Origin of the sequence: Pseudorhodobacter antarcticus, from assembly GCF_900110135.1 — a bacterium.
Lineage (GTDB): Bacteria > Pseudomonadota > Alphaproteobacteria > Rhodobacterales > Rhodobacteraceae > Pseudorhodobacter > Pseudorhodobacter antarcticus.
In genome coordinates this window covers 58,099-75,934 of record NZ_FOCO01000011.1, presented here as the reverse complement: position 1 = coordinate 75,934, position 17,836 = coordinate 58,099, and the positions used below count along the sequence as shown (strand labels likewise).

The window sequence follows — 17,836 nt, the reverse complement described above, 5'->3', positions numbered from 1 at the left end:
TGTGGGGATAGGTCGACCGGGGGCGCTGCCCCCGGGACCCCCGAGGTATTTTTACCAAGATGAATGGGCGTTTTAGATAAACTTTAGGTGTTTGCGTTTGGGGTCGCGGTGGGATGGGGTGGGCTAGGATTTTTCGTTGAAGAAATCGGAGATTTTTTGCGCAAGGGGTTCGGAAATGCCGCCGACGGCCATGAGGTCGGGGATGGCGGCGCGGCTGACCGCCTTGGCAGAGCCGAAATGGGCCAAGAGGGCGCGTTTGCGGGCGGCGCCAACGCCGGGGATGTCATCCAGCGGCGTGGCGCTGACGGCTTTGGCGCGTTTGGCGCGGTGCGCGCCGATGGCCCAGCGGTGCGCCTCATCCCGCAGGCGCTGTACGAAGTAGAGGACGGGGTCGTTCATTCTGAGAGCGAAGGGGCGTTGGCCGGTGCGGTAAAACTCCTCTTTGCCCGCGTCGCGGTCCACGCCTTTGGCGACACCGATCATCGCGATGTCATCCACGCCCATTTCGGACATGATGGAGGCCACCGCAGAGACTTGCCCTGCCCCGCCGTCGATCAGCAGAAGGTCGGGCCATGCGTCGGAGGTGCGATCGGGGTCCTCTTTTATCAGGCGTTCAAAGCGGCGGGTCAGCACCTCTTTCATCATGCCGAAGTCATCGGAATTGGCACCTGCGGCCGATTTGATGTTGAATTTGCGGTATTGTGATTTCAGGAACCCATCGGCCCCGGCCACGATCATGCCGCCCACGGCATTGGTGCCGCTGATGTGGGAGTTGTCGTAAACTTCAATCCGCTGAGGGGGGCTGTCGAGATCAAACGCCTCGGCCAGAGCATCGAGCAGGCGGTTTTGCGTGGCGGATTCGGACATTTTGCGCGCAAGGCTTTCGCGGGCGTTGCGGGCGGCGTTTTCCACGAGTTCCGCCTTTTCGCCGCGTTGGGGCAGCGTGATTTCGACGCGGCGGCCTGCGCGGTCTGACAGCACTTGGGTCACCAAATCCTCATTTTCGACGGCGTGCGAGAGGAGGAGGAGGCGCGGGGGTTCTTTGTCATCGTAAAACTGGGTGACGAAAGCCTCCATAATCTCCGCCGCGTCGGCATCGTTTGGGATGCGGGGATAGAAGTCGCGGTTGCCCCAAGATTGGTTGGCGCGGATGAAAAACACCTGCACGCAGGCGTGGCCGCCTTCGACATGCAGGGCGATCACATCCGCCTCGGCCACGGTTTTGGGGTTGATGTGTTGGGCGGATTGGACTTGGGTCAGCGCCTTGATGCGGTCGCGCAGGGCGGCGGCGCGTTCAAATTCCATATCATCAGAGGCGCGGGCCATTTCAGACGCGAGGTTGGCCTGCACATCGGTGGTTTTGCCCTCCAGAAACCGTTTGGAATCGGCCACAAGGCGAGCGTAATCGGGGGCACTGATTTTATCGACGCAAGGGGCGGCGCAGCGTTTGATTTGATATTGTAGGCACGGCCGGGTGCGGCCCGCGAACATCGCATCGGTGCAGTTGCGCAAGAGGAACACGCGTTGCAGCTGGTTTAGGGTACGGTTGACGGCCCCCGCGCTGGCGAAGGGGCCAAAGTAATGGCCTTTTTCACTGCGTTTGCCGCGGTGTTTTCTAATCATCGGGAAAGCGTGATCGGTGGGGATGAGGATGTTGGGAAAAGATTTATCGTCGCGCAACAGCACGTTGTAGCGCGGTTTGAGCTGTTTGATGAGGTTTTGTTCCAGCAAAAGCGCCTCGGTCTCCGTGCGCGTGGTGAGGAACATCATGGTCGCGGTTTCGGATATCATGCGGGCGATGCGGCCCGAATGACCCGAGGGGCGGGCGTAGTTGGACACACGGTTGCGCAGGTTGCGCGCCTTCCCGACATACAGCACCTCGGACGCGGTATTGAGCATGCGGTAGACGCCGGGCGAGCCGTCGATGGTTTTGAGATACGCTTGGATAACCGCGTGGCCGGTTGGGGTGTTGGGATCATCCGTGGTCACGTTAAAACACCCCTGCGCCGATATATCGATTCTTTGCCTGCCTGCAACGATCCTATGGCCGGGGCAAGGGCAAACCTATCCCCCGTTTCTGTGGATAACTCTGTTAGGAATATTGCGCCAGTGTGGAATTTCCCTTGTATTTGGCCCCCTTCGCTTGAGTGCCTAAAAAATAGGCGCTTTGTTAGGGTATTGATTTGATTGGGTATTATTTTAATCATGGGGCAAAGGGCTGATTTGTAAGGAGAAAAAGTAACGGGTTGGTAACGGGTGTGGCACCAGTGTACAACTTTTCGCTGCAGATGCGAAAAAGGTCATTCAACCCCAAGGATATCAGGGGTTTGCCATGCCAAATGTTGACCGCCATCGACGCAAAGAAGCTGGCCTGTGACGGCGGGGGCATCAAGGAAATAGCCCAAGGCGGCGGTGATATCGCTGGGGTTTGCGCCGCGTTGCAGGACGGTGTTTTGGCGTTGGATGGCAAAGTGTTGCGGGGTTTGGCGCGCGCCCTGCAGGGTGGGGCCGGGGCCAATGGCGTTGACGCGGATTTGCGGCGCGAGGGCCTGGGCGGTGGTTTGGGTCAGCGCCCAGAGGCCCATTTTGGCAAGAGTGTAGGTCATGAATTCGGGGGTGAGTTTGCGCACGCGCTGGTCGATCATGTTGACGATCAGCGAGGGGGCGAGGGGTTCGCCGTTTGCGTCGGTTTGGGTGGGGAGCGCTTGGGCGGCGAAACCTTGGGTCAGTAGGAACGGCGCGCGCAGGTTGGAGCCGATGTGGCGGTCCCAACTGGCGCGCGTGGCGGTGTGGACCGTGTCGTGTTCAAAGATCGAGGCGTTGTTGATGAGGACGGTGAGGGGGCCGCCCAAAGCATGGGATGCGCGGGCGATCAGGGTTTCGGTTTGGGCATCATCAAGCAGGTCAGCTTGGACCGCGACACCGCGCTGGCCCATCGCGGTGATTTCAGCCGCGACCTGTTCGGCATCGGGGGCAGAGGTGGCGTAATGCACGGCGACATCATGCCCGCGTGTGGCGAGGTACAGCGCCATTGCGCGGCCCAAGCGGCGGCCAGCGCCTGTGACGAGCGCGCGGGCCATTTCAGACCACCAGCGAGACGGTGTAGGCGACATAGATCGCCACAAACGCCACGCCAACGGTGCGGGTGATGTTGAACCGCATCAGGATGAACGGGATCAACAGGAGCGAGGCGGCGGCCATGACCCACAGATCGGATGTCAGCATTGAGGGGTCAACCGGGATGGGGCCGACAAAGCCCGCGACGCCGATGATGCCCAGCAGGTTGAACACGTTGGAACCGATGACGTTGCCCATTGCCACATCGGCCTGTCTTTTGAACGCGGCGATGACGGAGGTGGCGAGTTCGGGCAGCGAGGTGCCGACAGCAACCAGCGTGAGGCCGATCACGGTTTCGGAAATGCCGTAGAGGCGGGCGATGTCGGACGCGCCTTCGACCAAGAAACCCGCGCCGATGGGCAGGCCAATGAGGCCAACGACCAGAAAGGCGATAATTTTCCACCACGGCGCGGAGGGGTCTGCGCCCTCCAGATCTTCTTCGTCGGTGGCGGTGTTGCGGTGCTGGCGGGCGGAGTGGATGTTATCGGCGATCATCAGGGCGAGGCCGACCAGCAGAATGCTTGCGTGCCACCATGTGATGGGACCAAGGAAGCAGAGGCCAATGAATAAAGCGGTGGCAGCGAGCATGGTGATGAAGCCGCGCGAAACACCCAAAGTGGAGGAATGGATGGTGCAGATAATCGCGGGGATGCCGAGGACCAAAAGCACGTTGGCGATGTTGGAGCCGACGACATTGCCCAACGCGATGCCGGGGGCATCGTTCATGATCGCTTGGACCGAGACGAGGAGTTCGGGGGCGGAGGTGCCGAACGCAACCACGGTGAGGCCGACGATCAGGGGCGGGATGCCGAGGCGCAAGCTGAGGTTGACCGAGCCGCGCACCAGCGCATCGCCTGCCAGAACCAGCAGGACAAGGCCCACCACGACATAGACAACATCCATCAGCATTTAGAACTTCATCCTTTGGGGTTTGTTTTTATGTCGCCGTCACAGCCGACGGTGCCGCAGCCTGTGGTGCCAATAATATGGCGGCCGCAGGAGGTGCAGGTGACTGTTTTTTGCGCGGTTTTTTGGCGGGGTTTGCGCAGGCCTTTGGGGGCGAGCGCGCCGAGCCAGCCGAGTTTGCCGAACATCGCGAGGACGATGATGACGATCAGGAATATGGTGACGGCTTTGACCACGCCCTATAACCCGAAACGCGCGCGGGTGGCGTGATCTTCGGCGGCGGTGAGGGCGCCTGCCGCGAGGTTTTGGCCAAGGTTTTGGCCAAAGTTTTGGGCGGCGGATTGCAGACCAAAGCGCGACAGGAAGGATTTGCGTTGGCCCATTGGGCGCAGGGCGACCTTGTCACCGTACAGCGATTTCAGTTTCGGGACCAAATGGGCCACACCATCTGCAAGACCCACATCAACCGCGCCCTGCCCCACCCAAACATCAGCGTTAAACAGATCGGTGGTGGTGGACAGCCGCGCGCCGCGCCGGGATTTGACATGGGCGATGAAGGCGGCGTGGATGGGTTCTTGGATTGCGAGCAGCCGGTCCACATCACCCGGTTTTTCGGGCAAAAACGGATCGGCCAGCGATTTGGAGGTGCCGGAGGTGTGGACGCGGCGTTCGACACCGTATTTTTCCATCAGTTTTGGAAAGCCGAAGCTGGCGAAAATGACGCCGATGGAGCCGAGAAGCGAGCTGTTATCGACCCAGATGTTATCGGCGGCACAAGCGAGCCAATAGCCGCCCGAGGCTGCCACGTCCTCGACAAACGCATGGACGGGGATGCCTTTTTCATCGGCCAAACGGCGGATGCGCGCGGCGATAAGGCTGGATTGCACCGGAGAGCCACCCGGCGAATTTATGATCAGCGCCACGGCGGCAGGTTTGCCGCGAAAGGCGCGTTCGATCGTGGGGGCGAGGGCCGCATCGGACAGGGCGGGGGAAAACCGGCTGCCGCCGCCGATGCTGCCTGCAAGGCGGATCACGGGGACGACGGGCGGTTTGTTCAGAAAGGGAATGAATTTGCGCATGGGAGGGATGTAAGGGGTGCTTGCGGGCGCGGCAAGGCGGGGAGCCCATTTGAGGTCAAATATTTGTGAAGGGCGGCGGTGCGCCACATCCGCGCGCGGGCTTGGCGGGGCGGGGCGGGGCGGGCGGAGAGGTATTTGGACCAAGCCGAATTGGGGGCGGTTTTAGGCGGTGACGAGGGTGAGGACGTGGTTTTGGCTGTGGGTGTGGTGGCCTGTGAGTTGGGTGTTTTTGGGAAAGCCCGGCACGTCGAGGGTGAAGCGGGCGGTGAAGGTTTGCGGACCGAGGGTGATTTCCATCGCCATATAATCGAGCAGGGTTTGGGAGCGGGGGTATTGCGCTTTGTAAGTCGCTTCTTTGGCCGAAAAGATGAGTTTGGCCTGTAGGGCGGCGTTGGGGCCGAGGGCGGAACGTTCGGAGGGTGACAGGATGATTGGCCAGAGGTCGGGGTCCAGCGGCGTTGCGGGTTCTAGGTCGATGCCGATAAGGGTGGGTGCGCGGGTGAGGGCTGCCAAGCAGGCGGTGGCGCTGTGCGTGATGGAGCCGTTTAGGCCCGGCGGCCAGATTGGCGCGCGGTCATCGCCGTGGGGGATGGCGGTGGGGGCGATGTTGAGGGCGGCCATGGCCATGCGGGCGGCAGCGCGGCCCGCGGCGAATTCCAAAGCGCGTTTGGGGGTGGCGGAGATGGATTCTCCCGGCCACAGCGGTGCGTTTTGGGTGGGGTAGGTGGCGGCCCAAGCGATGGTTGGGCCGCCTGTGGCAAGCGCGCGCGCGGCGGTGAGGAGTGCCGCGAGATTGGTCACGCGCCTGCCGATTGGCCTGCGCGCATGGCACGGCGGCGCGCCATCGCATCGGTGCGGGTGTCGGCGCGGTCGTTTGCGGGTGGGGGTGTTGGGGGGGCTGCGGTTGATGCGGTGCCGTTGGTTTTTTCGATATGGGCCGCGAGGGCATCCAGCACCGGGAAGCGGAAGATGTCGGTAATGGAGAGTTTGGCAGCACCAAGTTCAGCGCGGATTTCGCGGTGTGCTTGGACGGCCAGCAAGGAGTGGCCGCCGATGGCGAAAAAGTTATCCTTTGCGCCGATGTTGGGCACGCCGAGGACGCGGGACCAGACGGCGGCGAGGGCTTGGGCGACGCCGATGGGGGCGACATAGGTTTGGGGTTGCGGGGCGGTTGCCGTGGAGGGGGCGGGCAGCGCGTTGCGGTCCACCTTGCGGTTTGGCGTGAGGGGGAAGGTTTCCAGCGGCACGAAATGTTGCGGCATCATATGCGCGGGCAAGGCCGATTGCAGAGCGGTGCGCAGGGTTTGTTCCTTGGCTGTGCCGCGCAGATAGGCCACGAGGCGCAGATCGCCGGGGGTGTCCTCTCGTGCCATGACGACCGCTTGGGCCACGCCGGGTTGGGATTCCAGCACGGTTTCAATTTCACCCAGTTCAATCCGGTAACCGCGCAATTTGACCTGATGATCGGCGCGGCCAAGGAAATCGAGGTGGCCATCATTGCGCCAGCGCACCAGATCGCCCGTGCGGTACATGCGGCCTGCGTGGAAGGGGTTGGGCAGGAAGCGTTCGGCGGTGAGGTCGTCGCGCTGCCAATAGCCGCGCGTCACGCCATCGCCGCCAATCCACAGCTCGCCCGCGACACCCAAGGGCACGGGGGATTGATGGTCGTCCAGCACATAGGTTTGCGTGTTGGCGATGGGGGTGCCGATGTTGACGACGCCCTGCCCCGGCGTGGCCGTGGTTGTGGTGGACCAGATGGTGGTTTCGGTGGGGCCGTACATGTTTTCGATGCGCGCCGTGGTGGCGGTTTGCAGGTCGGCGACCAAAGCGGATGGCAGCGCCTCACCGCCCAGCATCAGGGTTTTGAGGGTAGAAAGGGCGGCGCGGCTGTCATCGTTCATCGCGATCATGCGGGCCATCGACGGGGTGCATTGCAGATGGGTGACGTTGTGGCGGATGAGTTGGGCGGCGATGGAGTAATCATGCGCATCGGGGCCTGATTGGTTGGAACGGCGCAGCACCTCGGCCAAGGGATAAAGCCCTTCCATCACGGTTTGGGTGTTGATGCCGTAGTCGATGAGGCAAGCCACCTCGGTCACGCCGATCTTTTTCAGGGGTTCGACGCGGGCGAGGCAATCATCGACGGTGCCGAACAGGCCGGAATCCTCAAAATAGCGTTTGAAGGCGAAGTCGAGGATCGCCTCATTCTCTTCATCAGACAGGGATTGCAAATCAATTTGCATGGGGTTTTCGACGCCAGCGGGCTTTTTGAACGCGGGAAAGGCCCATGCGTATTGTTTGATCAGGCCAGCCGCAGAGCGCAGGTAATCCTTCATCGGTTCGCGGGCGGTTTCGCGCGACAGTTCGCGGTCGCGGGCGATGTAGGTGTGCAGCATCAAAGTGACGCTGTGGTTGGCCGGGTCGTGGCCCGCGCCGCGCAGAGCGCTGCAATAGAGTTTGATTTTGTCGCCGACTTCATCGACCGATTGGCCGAGGAGGTGGGTGAGGACGTTTGCGCCAATCTCGCCCGCCTCAATCCACGTTTGGGGGTTGCCTGCGGTGGTGACCCAGATGGGAAGTTCGGAAGACACCGGGCGCGGCTGGGTGATGACAGCGTGCGTGCCGGTTGTGGTGGGAAATTCAACCGCCTCACCCCGCCACAAACGGCGGACTTGGTCGATGGATTTGAACATGGCGTCGCGGTTATTGGGCGGTGTGTTTTCGGGGCGCAGCACGAAATCATCGGGGTGCCAACCGCTGGCCATCGCAAGGCCCGCGCGGCCGTTGGTGAGGTTGTCGATCACGGCCCAATCCTCGGCTATGCGCGCCGGGTGGTGCAAGGGGGCCACGCAAGAGCCTGCGCGCACGCCGATGTTTTTGGTGACAGCGGCCACGGCGGCCCCGGTCACGGAGGGGTTTGGATAAGGGCCACCGAAGGCGTGGAAATGGCGTTCGGGCGTCCAAACTGCGCAAAACCCGTGGGTGTCGGCAAATTTCGCACCTTCCAGCAGCATTTCGTATTTTTTGGGGCCAGCGCCATCGTCATTGCCCCAGTAGTATAGGGAAAATTCCATGCCTTTTGAGGAGGATATGGTGCCGGATGATACGAGTGCGCGGTTTTCATCCGACGACAGCACGAGTTTAAAACCGCGCGCGAGGGTCCAGAACAGTTCCAGCACGGAGATGTCGAAGGATAAAGAGGTGACGGCGAGCCAGACCGAGCCTGCGGCGTGGTCGATGCGCTGATCCATTCCGGTGAAGAAGTTGGCGACGTTGCCGTGTTCGACCATCACGCCTTTTGGCCTGCCGGTGGAGCCGGAGGTGTAGATCATATAGGCCAGATCGTCGGCGGTGGCGCCAGCATCGGGGTTATGATCGGGGGCGGTTGCAATGCGCGGATCGGTGTCGATGCACAGGGTTTGCGGGCCTGTGGGGATTTGATCTGCCAGCGCGGTTTGCGTGACGATGACCGGGGCGGCGCTGTCGGTGATGAACAGCGCGATACGGTCGGCGGGATAGGCGGGGTCCATGGGGACATAGGCGCCGCCCGCCTTGAGGATGGCGAGCGCCCCGATAAGAAGGTCGAGCGATCGGGTGGCGCACAGGCCCGTGAGGGTGCCGGGTTTGACGCCCATTTGCGCCAGCACATGCGCGGCGCGGTTGGCGCGGGCGTTGAGTTGGGCGTAGGTGAGCGTTGCCCCTTCGAACACCACGGCGGGGGCGTTGGGGGTTTTGGCGGCTTGGATTTCGAATGCGCGGTGCACGGTTAAGGTGCGATCGTAATCGGTTTTGGTGGCGTTGAACTGGTGGATGATTTGGTCGCGTTCCGCATCGGGCAGGATGGGGAGGGCGGTGCAGAGTGTGTCTGGACCAGCGGTTTGCAAGGCAGTAGCGAAAGTTTGCAAGCGGGCGAGGAAGGCTGCGGCATCGGTTGGGGTGATGCGGGAAGCGTCGAAATGTAGGCGGTCGGGGGTTAGGGTGATTGCGCTGCCGTGCAGGAGCGCGGTGGTGGAAATGGCGATCAGCGGAGTTTTGAGGCCGCTGAGGGCCGGGTCGCGGCGCGGCAGGTCGACGGCGAAACCGGGGGTTGGGGTGGGGTTAAAGCTGGATTGGGCATCAGCGATGGAGCCGCCCGCGTTGAGGTGAATTGGCGACCAGCCGGACAGGTAGGGCGAGGTTTGGTTGCTTTTTACCGCGAGGTCGATTGCGGTGAGGCCAAGCGCGCGGGCGGCCCCGAGGGCTGCGGCGAAAGGCGGGATTTGATGTGGGAGGGATTGCCAATCAGGCGTGGCGGCGGGTTGCAGGCCGGGCAGATCGACGGGGGTGAGGGCGGCAAGGGAGCGGCGCATTTTGCCTTCTTGTGGCGCGGCGGCGGCGATTGCGGCGGTGATTTCAGCGGCTTGCGCGCCGGGGCTGGGCAGGTGCGTGGCGGTGAGGGTGCCGGGGCAAACCGGGGTTCCCGATAGGTCGGTGAGTGCGGTGAGGGTGATGGCCCCGGCGGCGCAGGCGATGGTGAGACCTGCGGGGGTGGCGGCGAGGACGGTGCCGGGGGCGGCGGTGTGTTCGGCGGTGGTTGCGGCTGCGATTTCTGCGGTGATTTCTGCGGTGATTTCTGCGGCGGCGACCAGCAGGATTTGGCCTGCAACCTCAATTTTCGGGCAGGCCAAGGGGTTGGCGTAGGTGCCATGATCCAGCGCGCGGATGAGGGCCGAGATTTGGGTCGCGGTTTGTGTGAAATCGAGGCGGGCGGCGGCATTTGGGCGGTCGGCGCGGCGGTATTCGGAGCGTTGCGTCAGATCTTGGGGGGTGCCGGGGGCGTTGGATTCCAGCGCGGTCAGCACGGCGGGAAAGCTGTCGATGGCGGCGGCGAAGCATTTGGTGTTGAGCGTGAGTGCTGTGTCATTTTCGGCGATATCAAACAGGCGCTGTTCCAGAATGGCCCCTTCATCAACCCCCGCCAGCATGCGGTGCCATGTGATGCCGTGCGTGGCCTCACCGTTCAGAATGGCCCAAACCGGGGCATTCAGGCCTGCGTAGCGGGGCAGCGGGCCGTCGTGAAAGTTCACCGCTTGGGTGGCGCGGGACAGGATCGCATCCGGGATAACGTTGAGGTTGGCGATGGAGAGAAGCCAATCGGTGCACAAATCGCCAAGGCGGGTGTTCAGGTCGGCCCCCTGCCCTTCGACACGCAGGCCCTTTGACTGGCCCCATGCGCGCACATCCGGGTTGCGGGTGACGAGGGCGGCGATGGTGTGGCCGCGCGCCAGCAGCGCACCCGCGCATTGGATGGTCAGGGATTCGTTGCCGATGATCAGGGCGGTGGCCATTGTATTCTCCTTACCGCTTGCGCGGGGTGGTTTTATATTGCGGGCCGCGTGTGAACCAGCGCCACGCATGGGCGATAAGATCGCGCAAAAAGCGCGGGGGGTCGCCCCGGTCTTTGGTCTGGATCAACAGCCGGATGCGCCACAGGATAGAGCCGAATATAAGCGAGATTGTGGCGAGGGCGGCGTAAAAGCGACCGTGGGTTTTGGTGAAATAACGCAGGCGGCTGTCGAACCAATAGGCGGGCATGCGCGCCCATGTTTTCATGCCCGTCGATACGGAACCGATGTGGGTGACGTGGCTGTGGCGAACGTAATCGGTGGGATAGCCTGCGCTGGCGGCGCGGTGGCACAGCTCGGTTTCTTCAAAATAGAGGAAGAAGGTTTCGTCGAAAATGCCGATGGTGTCGAGGACATCTTGGCGCATCATCAAGCTGGCGCCTGCCAGCCAATCCACGCGCGTTGTGGTTTGTGGGATGGGTTGGGCGACGATGTATTTTGACAGGAGGCGGCTGACGGGGCCGAAGCGGATGGAGGATTCAAATTCCGCAAGCGCGGAGGGGAAGCGAAAGGCGGTGCGGTGGGGTTCGCCATCGTCGCCGTGGATATAGCTGCCTGCGAAGCCTGTGATCGGGTTGGTGTTAAGGTGGTCGTAAAGCGCGCGGATTGCGCCTGCATCGGGGAAAGCATCGGAGTTGAGCATGTAGACGTAATCGGGGCGCTGGTTGTTTGGCAGGCCCGCGCGGATGCCGACGTTGTTGCCCGCACCAAAGCCGCCGTTGTGGCCCGATTGCAGGACGCGGACAGGAATTTCGCCGATGTCCCAGCCGTTGGCTGTGAGGGCGGCGGAGAGGATTTCAAACGAACCATCGCCGCTGTCATTATCGACGATGGTAATTGCGCCGGGGATGCCCGCCATTTCACGCAGCGCCGATTGCACCGATTGCAGGGTCATATCGGCGGTGCGCCAGTTGAGGATGACGGTGAGCAGGGTTTTCATGTGGGGACTTACTCTGCCGCTTGGGCCAGAACGGGGTGGGTTTCGGCGTCTACGAGGCTGGCGCGCAGGGCACCTGCCAGCACGCGGACGTTGGGTTCTAGGACCATAGAGTCGTGATCGCCGGGCACCTCGATCACCTGCAACGCAGGCGCGAAGCGGGTGAGGTCATTATCGGGGAATACATATTCCTTGGAGGTGCTGACCCATGCGCCACCGCTGACCTGCCAGCGCAAATTCAGCGGCGGGCGGAACAGGGTGGTTGGCCCCTTGCGCAGTGGCAGGGGGTAAAGCGGCAGGGCGGCGCGGAAAGCCGCCTCAATCGCGGTGTTGTGAAACGCCCCCTCAACGGTGGGGGCGGGGGCGTTGTTTTTCGTGCGCTCCCATTCCCAGCGGGCGCGGGCCCAATCCAGCAGATACGCGGGGCCCTGTTTGCGCAACTCGTGCAGTTTGATGCGGGCCTTGTCGCTGCGGGTCAGGCCGGGGCGTAGGGGCAAGGGCGTGTCCAGCAGGGCCAACAGCGACACCTGTTCGCCGGCCTTTTCCAACTGGCGCGCCATTTCCCAAGCGGTCAGGCCGCCCCCCGAAAAGCCGCCCAAAAGGTAGGGGCCGTGCGGTTGGATTTGGCGCAGTTCGGCGATGTAATCGGTGGCGGCCTGTGGGATGGTGTCGTGCGGGGGCTGGTCCCCGTAAAGACCGCGCGCTTGCAGGCCATAAAAGGGGCGGTCGCCGCCGATCAGTTGCGCAAGGTGGCGCAGGTTTAACACGTTGCCAAACATGCCCGCCACAAGGAAAAACGGGGTTTTCGGGCCGCCATCGCGTTCGTGCATCGCAACCAGATGGGTGAAGCGGCGTTTGGGTGTGTCGCGCGTTGTGGCGGTGTCTTGGGGGCCGATGCGGTCCTCGATCAGTGCCGCGCAGGCGGCGATTGTCGGGGCCTCAAACAGCACCGAGATGGGGAAATCCACGCGGTAGGTTTTGCGCACCATCGCAAACAGGCGCACAGCGATGAGGGAGTGGCCGCCGAGGGCGAAAAAGTCATCCATCACGCCGACTTGACCGACGCCGAGGAGGTCTTGCCAAAAGCCAGTCAGGGTGCGTTCGACATCGTTGCGGGGTTCAATATAATCGCTGTCGAGATCGGGGCGCGCAAAGGATTGGCCTTTGGTCGGGGCCGATTGCGTGGCGTTGGCCTGTTTGACCAAGGCGGGCAGATCGAGCGAGGAGACGATGATTTGGGGCGTGTTCAGCGCCAGCGCGCGGGTGAACGCGTCTGCACCCATGCTGGGCGGGATGCCTTGGGACAGGGTGTGAGCAAGGCGTTCTTCGGCTGCCGACAGTTGTTTTGGGCCGCTGTCATCAAACGTCAGATCACGCGCATCGGGGGCGGTGAAATTGAGCGCACCGTCAAGGCGGCGGATGGTGAAGCCTTCGATTTCAACGATCACGCGGCCTGTGGGGTCGGTGAGCGTGATGTCGAAAACCGCCGTTGCATCGGTGGCGCGGTTTGGCGCGGCGCTGCGCACCCAAGAGGTGATTTGATCGGGCAAAGTGGCATAGGATTTGAGGCGACCGTAGGACATGGGCACCCACAGATGGTCTGGGGTGTAGCCGTCGATCAGGCCCATGGCCCAACCGGTGGCGAGATCCATCAGGGCGGGGTGCAAGTGCCAAGGGCCGGGTTCGTTTTGAAACGCGGGGGGCAGGGCGAGGGATGCGATGCCTTCGCGCGCGCCATATGCGCGGCTGTTCAGGACACGCCAGCGGGGGCCGAAAGTGAGGTGGGTTTCTTGGGGAGAGGTGAGGCCTTGGCCTGTTTCGGGGGTGCCGCAGCGGGATTGGATGGCCGCGAGGTCGATTTGTGGCGCGGTGTCGGTGAGGGGGAGCAGGCGCGCTTGGGCGTTGAGTTGCCAGCCGGTGCGGCCTTTGGAGGTGATCGCCGAGCGCAGATCAAAGGCGAACCCTTCGTCGGTTTGGGTCAGGGTGGCGCGAATATCGGGGACATCCAGCGGGCGGAAGAAATAGAGATCGCGCAGTTCAAACTTGGTGAGGCCCACGTGGGCCATCGCTTGGGCTGCGATTTCCAGATACCCGGTGCCGGGGATCAGGGCGTGGCCGGATTTGGTGCGGTGGCCGTCCCGCACCCAACGGTCGCTGCCCAAATGCGCGGTGAATTGGCGGTTGCCTGCAGCATCAAACCCAGCCGCATCCAGCAGGGTGGCGGTGATGGGTTCGGGGGCCTCGGGCGTGGCGGTGCGGTTGGCCAACGCCTCGGCGGCCATGCCGACATCGGACCAGATGCCCCAATTGAGGGCGGTGACGGTGGTATTGCCGCCTTTGCGCGACTGGGCATAGGCGTTGAGATAGGCGTTGGCGGCGACATAATCGACCTGCCCCGCAGGCCCCGTGACGGTGGAGGAGGAGGCGAAAAGGACGAGCCGTTCGATGGACCCATCGGGGAAAATATCGGCCAACACCTTGGTGCCGTGGAGTTTTGCGGCAAACACCCCTTCGACACCTGCGGGGGTTTTGGACAGCAGCGGGCTGTCATCAATCACGCCTGCAGCGTGGATGACGGTGTGGATTTTTCCGAAGGTTTCGGTGATTTCAGCGGTGACATTGCGCATTTCCTGCGCGTTGGTCACATCGGCGGTATAGACCGCGATTTGGCCCAAGGTTTGCAAATGTTGCAGCGCAAGGATACGGCGCGCGGTAGCATCGGTTGGGCTGTGGGTGGCGAGGTAGGCGGGCCAGTCCACCTGTGCGGGCAAGGGGCGGCGCGCGATAAGGGCAATTTTTGCGCCGTGTTCGGTCATCAGATGCTCGGCCAGCGTAAGGCCGATGCCGCCGAAACCGCCCGTGAGCAAGACAGGCGCGCCGTTTGGCATATCGAGTTCGGCGCTTGGCAGGTCGATGGGTTTTAGGCCCAGTTCCAGCCGCTTGGTGCCGCGCAAAACAGCTATGGTGTTGGCGGGATTGGCCAAAAGTTCGTCGATGATTTGCGGGATGAGGGCGGTTAGGTCGGGTTTGCCGCGCCGCGCGGTTGGCAGCACAAGGTCGCAGGTGGCTATGGTGATGCCGGGGATTTCGCGCGGGATGACCAAGGCGGGACCAGCGATCAGGGCCTTTTCGGGATAAGGCAGCCCTTCGGTGCGGGCTGACGCGGCACCTGTGGTGAAGATGGTGATATGGGGTGGCGCGCTGAGGGTTTCAGCGGCGAGGGCTTGGCCGAGAAACATCAGGGAATAGAACCCATGTTCGACGTTGCGCTGGAAAAAGCTGGAGCCGGGGCGGAAGGTTTCTGCGCCCGTGACGCCCCAGAAATGGGCGATGCGGGTGGGGGTTTGGCCTGCGGCAATCAGATCACGCAGCAGGGCGTCATACCCTTCGCGGCCGCGTTCGGGGGCGAGGCGGTAGCCGCCTTTGCCATCGGGGCCATACGCATCGCCGGGGCGGACGGGGATGACGGTTTGACCCGCGGCGATAAGCGGGGCAAAGGCAGCATCGGCCAGCCCGGTGGCATCGGCGAACACGAGCCACGTTTGCGGCGCGAGGTTGGGCAGGTCGGTTTCAATATCCACATCGGTGTCAACGCTGCGGGGGCGCCAATGCGGTTGCCAGCCCCATTTCGTGGCATCTTCAATCCGCATCGGCAGATCGGGGGCGGTGATGGCCGCCTGCCCCGGTTCAATGAAATATTGTTTGCGTTGAAAGGCATAGGTGGGCAGCGGCACGCGGTGGCGGGGGACATCGCCCCAGATCGGGGACCAATCCACATCGACGCCGCAAGCCCACAGGCGGCCGATGGTGGCGATGTGCCATTGATCATCGGGGATTATCTGTTCGGGGTGGCGCAGGGCGGGGATGACTTGGGCGGCAGGCGCGCCATTGACCTGTGCCAGCGACGACATGGCGCGGCCCGGACCCATTTCCATATAAACGCGGTTCGGGGATTTCAGCGTGTCCATGCAGGCGGCGAAATTGACGGTGTTGCGCAGGTGGGCGACCCAATAATCGGGGTTCGTGGCCTGTGCATCGGTCAGTTTGACCCCTGTGGTGTTGGAGATGATGGGCAGGGTTGGGGCGTTGAGTTGAAGCCCGCGCAGGTAGTCGCCAAAGCGGCCCAGAATGGGGTCCAGCATTTTGGAATGGGCGGCAATATCAATTGCGATGCGCTGGGTTTCAATGTCGCGCGCAGACAGGGTTTGCGCGAGGGAGTTGAGGGCGTGGTCGGGGCCGGAAACGACACAAAGGCCGGGGGCGTTGACGGATGCCATATCAAGATCATCGGTGAGGAGTGGGCGGATTTCCGTGGCATCCAAGGGGATGGAAAGCATGCCGCCGGGGGCGATGGTGTCGAACAAGGTGCCGCGCAGATGGACGAGGCCAATGCAATCTTCAAAGCTTAACACGCCCGCGAGGCAAGCGGCGGTGTTTTCGCCCATCGAATGACCGACGAGGGCGGAGGGCTGCACGCCCCAGGATTGATAGAGTTTGGCCAGCGCATATTCGGTGATCATAATCAGTGGCAATTGCACCGAGGGGCGTTTTAGGGCGTCATTGGCGGCCTGTTCGGCGCCTTTTTCGGGCAACCACAGCGCGCGGATGTCGTAATCAAGTTTGGGTTGCAGAATGGCGAGGCCGCGGTCCATCCAATCGGCAAATTCCGGCTCGGTTAGGTAGAGGTCGCGCGCCATGCCCGCAAATTGCGCGCCGCCACCGGGGAACATGAAAACGACATCGGGGGCGGAAATCGGTTCGTGCGACCAGATGCGGCGGGGGTCCGACCCGTCGAGCAGATCGGCGGCGTGGTGATGGTTTTCGGCGACGATCACCCGGCGTTTTTCAAACGCGCGGCGGCCGTGTTTTAGGGTCCATGCCACATCGGCGAGGGGTTGATCGGGGTTGGCGCGCAGGTGGGCGGCGAGGGTTTTGGCTTGGGCATCAAGGGCCGCTTTGGATTTGGCGGAGATGACCAGCAGTTGGAACGGCCAATCGCTGTCGCCGGATGGGGCGCGAGGTGGGGATTCTTGCAAAACCACATGGGCGTTGGTGCCGCCGACACCGAGCGAGTTGACGCCTGCGCGGCGCGGCCCTTTGCGGCGGGGCCAATCGGTGAGGCGGTCATTGACGCGGAAGGGTGAGTTTTCGAAATCAATCGCGGGGTTTGGCGATTTGAAGTTGAGGCTGGGGGGCATTTGGCCGTGATGCAGGGCAAGGCTGGCCTTGATCAAGCTGGCGACACCTGCGGCGGTATCGAGGTGGCCAATGTTGGTTTTGACGGAGCCGATGCGGCAGAAATTGAGGTCAGAGGTGGTTTCGGCGAAGGCCTCGGTCAGGGCGGCAACTTCGATGGGGTCACCGAGGAAAGTTCCGGTGCCGTGACATTCGACGTAGTCGATGGTGTCGGCGGTGACGCCTGCGACCGCTTGCGCCTCAGCTATCGCGCGGGCTTGGCCATCGACCGAAGGGGCGAGGTAGCCTGCTTTGGCGGAACCGTCATTGTTGACGGCGGACCCTTTGATGATCGCCCAGATATGGTCACCATCGCGCACGGCATCGGCGGCGCGGCGCAGCACGACCACGCCCGCGCCAGAGCCGAAGACGGTGCCTTGGGCCGCCGCATCAAACGCGTGGCAATGACCATCGGGCGACAGGATTTCGCCATCGTTGAAGATGTAGCCGCGCCCTTGGGGCAGTTCAATCGTGACCCCGCCTGCAAGGGCCATGTCACATTCGCCTGTCAGCAACGCTTGGGCCGCGTAGTGGACCGCGACCAGCGAGGTGGAGCAGGCGGTTTGGATGTTGATCGACGGCCCTTTGAGATCGAAGATATGGCTGACGCGGGTGGACAGAAAATCCTTGTCGTTGCCAGTGTGACGCAGCAAAAACATACCGGTGTTTTCGACCAGATCGGGGTTGGAACACAGGTTGAAATAGAAATAGCTGCCCATGCCGCAGCCGCCGTACACGCCGATGCTGCCGGGGAAGTTTTCGGGCGGATGGCCTGCGTGTTCCAACGCCTCCCATGCCACCTCTAGGAATTGGCGGTGTTGGGGGTCGAGGATTGCAGCCTCTTTCGGGGAAAATCCGAAAAATTCGGCGTCGAAATGATCAAAATTGTCCAAGGGCGCGCAGGCGGGAACGTAGTTGCGATGGCGCAGGCGGGCGGGGGTTTCGCCATTGGCCAGCAGTTCAGCGGGCGTGAGGTGGCGGATGCTTTCCACCCCTGCGGCAAGATTGGACCAGTATTGCGCAACAGTGGTAGCACCCGGAAGGTGTGCGGCCATGCCAACGATGGCAATATCATTGTCGCCAAGGTCCATCTGGTTTGCCAAATCTGCCATGCGGGTGCCTGTGGCCCTTTCACTTTTTCATGTCTTGCGGGGCCTGCAACTGCAACACCGTCTAAT

The 17,836-nt window shown here is 62.5% G+C and carries 9 protein-coding genes; all 9 read right to left on the bottom strand.

Annotated features, from left to right (window positions below; all coding sequences use genetic code 11):
- Nucleotides 1-123: 123 nt before the first annotated feature.
- Nucleotides 124-1,989 carry an excinuclease ABC subunit UvrC gene (gene uvrC, locus BMY36_RS07730; RefSeq protein WP_050519634.1) on the bottom strand — a complete coding sequence of 622 codons (1,866 nt, stop codon included), beginning with the start codon at nucleotides 1,987-1,989 and terminating at the stop codon, nucleotides 124-126.
- A 311-nt stretch (nucleotides 1,990-2,300) separates the two neighbouring features.
- A complete protein-coding gene (locus BMY36_RS07725) occupies nucleotides 2,301-3,080 on the bottom strand; it encodes an SDR family oxidoreductase (RefSeq protein WP_050519633.1) in 780 nt (259 codons plus the stop codon).
- 1 nt (nucleotide 3,081) lies between these two features.
- Nucleotides 3,082-4,026 (bottom strand): calcium/sodium antiporter, encoded by a 945-nt coding sequence (locus BMY36_RS07720; RefSeq protein WP_050519632.1) that lies wholly within the window; start codon nucleotides 4,024-4,026, stop codon nucleotides 3,082-3,084.
- Nucleotides 4,027-4,034: 8 nt separating this feature from the next.
- A complete protein-coding gene (locus BMY36_RS19435) occupies nucleotides 4,035-4,259 on the bottom strand; it encodes a hypothetical protein (protein WP_139193971.1) in 225 nt (74 codons plus the stop codon).
- Between the two features lie 3 nt (nucleotides 4,260-4,262).
- Complete coding sequence (locus tag BMY36_RS07715; protein ID WP_050519631.1) at nucleotides 4,263-5,102, bottom strand: S49 family peptidase; 840 nt, start codon at nucleotides 5,100-5,102, stop codon at nucleotides 4,263-4,265.
- Nucleotides 5,103-5,264: 162 nt separating this feature from the next.
- Complete coding sequence (locus tag BMY36_RS07710) at nucleotides 5,265-5,903, bottom strand: 4'-phosphopantetheinyl transferase family protein (protein ID WP_050519630.1); 639 nt, start codon at nucleotides 5,901-5,903, stop codon at nucleotides 5,265-5,267.
- Entirely contained in the window at nucleotides 5,900-10,429 is a 4,530-nt protein-coding gene (locus BMY36_RS07705; protein WP_050519661.1) for a MupA/Atu3671 family FMN-dependent luciferase-like monooxygenase, read from the bottom strand. Before BMY36_RS07705 ends, BMY36_RS07710 begins: the two co-directional genes overlap by 4 nt.
- A gap of 10 nt (nucleotides 10,430-10,439) precedes the next feature.
- The gene (locus tag BMY36_RS07700; protein WP_074818564.1) at nucleotides 10,440-11,426 is read right to left on the bottom strand and encodes a glycosyltransferase family 2 protein; all 987 of its coding nucleotides are present in this window, start codon (nucleotides 11,424-11,426) and stop codon (nucleotides 10,440-10,442) included.
- Between the two features lie 8 nt (nucleotides 11,427-11,434).
- Complete coding sequence (locus BMY36_RS07695; protein WP_050519629.1) at nucleotides 11,435-17,770, bottom strand: type I polyketide synthase; 6,336 nt, start codon at nucleotides 17,768-17,770, stop codon at nucleotides 11,435-11,437.
- Nucleotides 17,771-17,836 lie beyond the last annotated feature (66 nt).

What these genes read in the sequence shown, in the direction of transcription:
- BMY36_RS07720 (WP_050519632.1), bottom strand. Translation starts at nt 4,026, where the DNA reads ATGCTGATGGATGTTGTCTATGTCGTGGTGGGCCTTGTCCTGCTGGTT.
- BMY36_RS07705 (WP_050519661.1), bottom strand. Translation starts at nt 10,429, where the DNA reads ATGGCCACCGCCCTGATCATCGGCAACGAATCCCTGACCATCCAATGC.
- BMY36_RS07695 (WP_050519629.1), bottom strand. Translation starts at nt 17,770, where the DNA reads ATGGCAGATTTGGCAAACCAGATGGACCTTGGCGACAATGATATTGCC.
- BMY36_RS07700 (WP_074818564.1), bottom strand. Translation starts at nt 11,426, where the DNA reads ATGAAAACCCTGCTCACCGTCATCCTCAACTGGCGCACCGCCGATATG.
- BMY36_RS07715 (WP_050519631.1), bottom strand. Translation starts at nt 5,102, where the DNA reads ATGCGCAAATTCATTCCCTTTCTGAACAAACCGCCCGTCGTCCCCGTG.
- BMY36_RS07725 (WP_050519633.1), bottom strand. Translation starts at nt 3,080, where the DNA reads ATGGCCCGCGCGCTCGTCACAGGCGCTGGCCGCCGCTTGGGCCGCGCA.